Genomic DNA, 4,273 nt, shown 5'->3' on the forward strand with positions numbered 1-4,273 from the left:
ATCATGAACCTAAAATACTTTTCCTGTGTGAACATCATCTCGAACTGCACGGCCGATAGGGAAGTGAGGAAACCCAGCACGATTGGAAACAACAAAAAATATCCAAATGAGATACCTGTGATGAATAGAATGAAGAGCCCGGGTATGAACCGAAATGTAACTCTTCTCTCTTCCGGTTTCAGCGCTGGAGCCACAAAACGCCATAACTGATAGGCTGCTAGCGGAATCGTTGCAGCTATTGCACAAACCGCAGCGATAATCATGTATACCCATAGGATCTCACTTGGTCCGAGCACAGCAAGCTTTCCATCCAAATCCTTAATGAGCAGTTCATAAATATCCTGTACGAATATGAAACTCACTATGAAAAAAGCCAGAAAACCTATCAGCGTTTTAATGATTCTGCTTCGGAGCTCTTCCATATGTTCAATAACTTGTAAATCCTTACTTTCCACCTTCACTCCTCCTTTTTAGATATTTTCTTGCACGATTGCAAATAGCACTTCCCCTCGAACTCTTTTCATGAAAAGAAGCAGGCGAGTCTTTCCGCCCGCTATATTTCATTTACTTCACCCTTCTTTTTTTACAGCTCTTAATGCGGCTTTATTCTCGTTTTCATCCTCTTTTTCTGAATCATTCACCAATCCTTTTGTTGCACTTTTGAATTCGGACAATGTCCGGCCAAAGGCACGGCCGATTTCCGGCAGCTTAGACGGTCCAAAAATAATCAGTGCAATTACGAGGACAATCACCAAACCGGGTATTCCTATATTTGAAAGCATTCTTATTCACTCCTCTGATTTCCTCATTTTTCTTCGCTATATTCTTATCAAGCATCATTATCGTTCGCTATCAATTAATCATTTTCCCTTGCTTTTTCATTCTTTGTTTTTCATGTGCGCGATTATGGGCACGTGTCCGATCTTCCTCGACTTCGTTCGTTTTTTGTACACCTTCCATAACCGCTGCTGATGCAACCTTTCGCAGCCCTGTTTGATCCTTATCAAAAACAAAGGATGCTCTTGTCGATATGTCCGCACCTGGTTCTGTCACGAATGGGACTACTCGGTAATCCGCCTTCCATTGTTCTGGGGTTACTTTGCATCGGACATATCCCCGGTAATCATTAAAGAACTTTATATGTGGATTCTGACTTAGTATTTTATCCGTATCCGCACGCTTATCCGCTCCATTTCCACCAGATGTGATGGAGGTTCCGACAAACTCCACACCGAATATCTTTGAATTTGGATCATCGAAATCCGCCTTTAGGTTGGCTGCCCAGCTTGCATGTACATCACCCGTCAACACGACCAGATTTTCCAGATTGTTTCTTTTGATTACATCAATTAAACGATCGCGAGCAGCCGGGTATCCATCCCAGGAATCCATGCTGAATTTGGGAGCGGTTGGTGTTCCATAATTCCTTTGTGCAAAGAAAATCTGCTGAGGCAAAACGTTCCACTTCGTATTTGATTTTGATAGATTGTCAGTTAACCACTGTTCCTGCTCTGGACCTAGCAATGTCCGTTTCGGATCAAGTGACTCAGGCGTTTGCGGGGAACTTCCATCGCCGTTTGCCTGATCATCCCGGTATTGACGGGAGTCCAATACAAAGAAAGATGCCAGGTCGCCATATGTGAAATTTCTGTATAACCGCATATCCGCTCCCTTGGGCAAAGATGATTTACGAAGGGGCATATGCTCATAGTAAGCTTGATAGGCGGCGGCCCTTCTCTTGATGAATGCTTCTACCGATTGTCCTTTTTCCGGGATGACATTTGCATAATTGTTTTCAACTTCATGATCATCCCAAGTCACGACCCATGGGAAAGCTGCGTGTGCCGCTTTTAAATGGGTATCAGAGCGGTATTGTGCGTACCTATTTCGATAATCCTCAAGCGTGATGATTTCCGGACCACTATGTACACGTACATTACCTGAAGAAGAAACATATTCATTTGGTCCATATTCATATATATAATCGCCAAGGTGAAAGACAATATCCAAATCTTCTTTTGCCAAATGTTTATAGGCCGTATAATAACCATGCTCAAATTGCTGGCATGAAACAAACGCGAATGACAAGCTCGATACACTTGAACCTATTGGCGGAAGTGTTTTCGTTTTCCCAGTCTGACTTACTTCCCCTCCGCTTTTAAAACGGTAAAAATAGACCATATCAGGTTTTAACCCGCTTACTTCCACATGAACGGAGTGGCCAAGTTCCGGCCTGGCTATTTCCTTGCCTTGCTGGACAATCTTTCTGAAATTCTCATCCTTTGCCACTTCCCATTTAACGGAAATGGCTTCTTTTGGCATTCCTCCGCCATTCAACGGATCAGGTGCCAACCTTGTCCATAAAACTACACTGTCAGAAAGCGGATCACCTGAAGCTACACCGAGAGTAAATGGATAATCACTGAATTTCGGGGCAGCATTCACTTCAATCCCGCCCATTGATTGGGCAAGGGCAAGACCTAATGAAAGTCCGGCAAGCTTACTTGCTCCCTGGATAAAGTTTCGGCGGTCCATGTTCTTGCCTAATTCGCTCCAATTCTTAATTAAATCATCCATTGCTCTTTCATTATTCATTGATCTTTCCCTCCTATTATTTGAATCTGGTTCAAGTATAGTATGGCCCTTTTAAAGGTATATGAATAAATGTAAATCAACAAATTTCCAATTAGGGATTTTCATGCAGGACTTATGGATCTCTTTAAACATTAAAAAAGATTTGATTCACTCATACATTTACATAGCCCTACAAACTTTTACATATAACGACAGTCTTTCGTCCTATTTTTTCTTCATGAATCATTTATTTAATCGTTACAAATAACTTCCATGGGTTATTTTTACAATGAAAAATCTTTAATAAGCTTATAATCTGTTTATGTAAGTCTAATGAAGTCTGCGAATTAGTAGAATAAAAGCAAGGTCCGGAATCAAACTAACGAATGCTCCAACATTTTATGAGTAATCACTCACTTTTTATTTAAAAGCATCCTAATTTATGTAATAATGGTTTCATAATAAAAAATGAAAGTACTTGAGGGATTCTGCATTGGAGAGTATGGAAGAATTAAATGAAAAAATTGAGATATTGAGGAAAGAGTTAATATCTGCAGGAATGATTTATGGTTTTACAGCCCCAACAACATTATATAAAAGCCAGGAACTAGATAAACTGTTGAATTTACTTAAGAAGTGAAAAAGAACCAAATGATTTAGATTATGTCTAGTTCTACTAATAATCTTGAAATCATTACAACTACACTTGGAGTTATTTTAGAATTATTTTTTATAGTCACAATGTAGTTCATGCAGCTAATATCCCTTACTTAATCACCTCGTATTCTTTTCTTGGACCCGTGAACTATCTTTCTGTAATATCCCTATAAATCATTAGATAATTGTAAACATAATCATCCCTCCTTTTGAAACGCGATCGTACATAATGCTTCCTGGTCAGGGCTTCTCCGCCTTATTTTGTTGGTAGGAATTGTGTCGTAGAACAAATTGTTTAGGGTCATTTTGAACACATTCATTTTCCCCATTTAAAAAGCATCCAAAATGAATGGATGCCAAATTTTATCGAATTTTCTTTTATGTCCTGCATTTAATAAAAAACTATCTACCTCATCTAAGTTTATGGATGGTATGAGTGTTAAAATATCAACGATTCTTGTAAATTGTCTTGGACAACCTAATATTTTCTATGTGTTTTATGATTTTTCACTATTTTAGTGACTGAAGCCCTTTCAATTCAGGGACAACATTGCTTACCTCCCTTCCGGTAACCGATGCAACGAGGTTCTTCGCCGCAAGCATGGCCATATCAAATCGTGTTTGATAAGTAGCTGAACCTATATGCGGCAGGGTAACCACGTTCGGCATGGCTAAAAGCGGATTGTCAGGCGATACGGGTTCCTGTTCAAATACATCCAAACCGGCTGCAAGGATTTCCTTATTTTGCAGTGCTTCAATGAGGGCCTTTTCGTCCACCGTCTGACCGCGGGATGTATTGATGAAGATCGCGGATTTTTTCATCAGTGCGAATTGCTCCCGTCCCAAAAGATGCCTTGTCTCAGGAGTATAAGGGACCATTAAAAGGACGAAATCGGATTCCCGTAAAAGGTGCTCTAAAGTGGAGTAAGTTGTACTGAGCGTTTCCTCCACTTCGGATTTTCTTCGCCGATTATGATACAAAACCTCCATATTAAAACCGAATTTGCCTCGTCTTGCAATAGATTCCCCAATTCTCCCCATA

The 4,273-nt window shown here is 40.2% G+C and carries 5 protein-coding genes; 1 reads left to right on the plus strand and 4 read right to left on the minus strand.

Going from position 1 to position 4,273, the window contains the following annotated elements; translation table 11 throughout:
- From tatC to ACFVSH_RS23495, 3 genes are all read right to left on the minus strand, one after another.
- A partial coding sequence (tatC, locus tag ACFVSH_RS23485; protein WP_387708124.1) for a twin-arginine translocase subunit TatC occupies nucleotides 1-422 on the minus strand: 422 nt, incomplete at its 3' end.
- A 147-nt stretch (nucleotides 423-569) separates the two neighbouring features.
- On the minus strand, nucleotides 570-782 hold the full coding sequence (locus tag ACFVSH_RS23490; RefSeq protein ID WP_063233420.1) for a twin-arginine translocase TatA/TatE family subunit: 213 nt from the start codon (nucleotides 780-782) through the stop codon (nucleotides 570-572).
- A gap of 70 nt (nucleotides 783-852) precedes the next feature.
- The gene (locus ACFVSH_RS23495; RefSeq protein ID WP_387595613.1) at nucleotides 853-2,595 is read right to left on the minus strand and encodes an alkaline phosphatase D family protein; all 1,743 of its coding nucleotides are present in this window, start codon (nucleotides 2,593-2,595) and stop codon (nucleotides 853-855) included.
- Between the two features lie 481 nt (nucleotides 2,596-3,076).
- Here ACFVSH_RS23495 and ACFVSH_RS23500 point away from each other — a divergent pair, with 481 nt between their 5' ends.
- Nucleotides 3,077-3,214: an aspartyl-phosphate phosphatase Spo0E family protein gene (locus ACFVSH_RS23500; protein WP_260287992.1), complete on the plus strand. Its 138-nt coding sequence runs from the start codon at nucleotides 3,077-3,079 to the stop codon at nucleotides 3,212-3,214.
- Nucleotides 3,215-3,741: 527 nt separating this feature from the next.
- On the opposite strand, the gene ACFVSH_RS23505 is transcribed toward ACFVSH_RS23500, so the two are convergent.
- Nucleotides 3,742-4,273: NAD(P)-dependent oxidoreductase (locus ACFVSH_RS23505; RefSeq protein ID WP_387708122.1), on the minus strand; the 532-nt coding region annotated here is incomplete at its 5' end.

Source organism: Peribacillus sp. NPDC058002 (assembly GCF_042886655.1).
Taxonomy (GTDB): Bacteria; Bacillota; Bacilli; order Bacillales; family DSM-1321; genus Peribacillus; species Peribacillus aracenensis.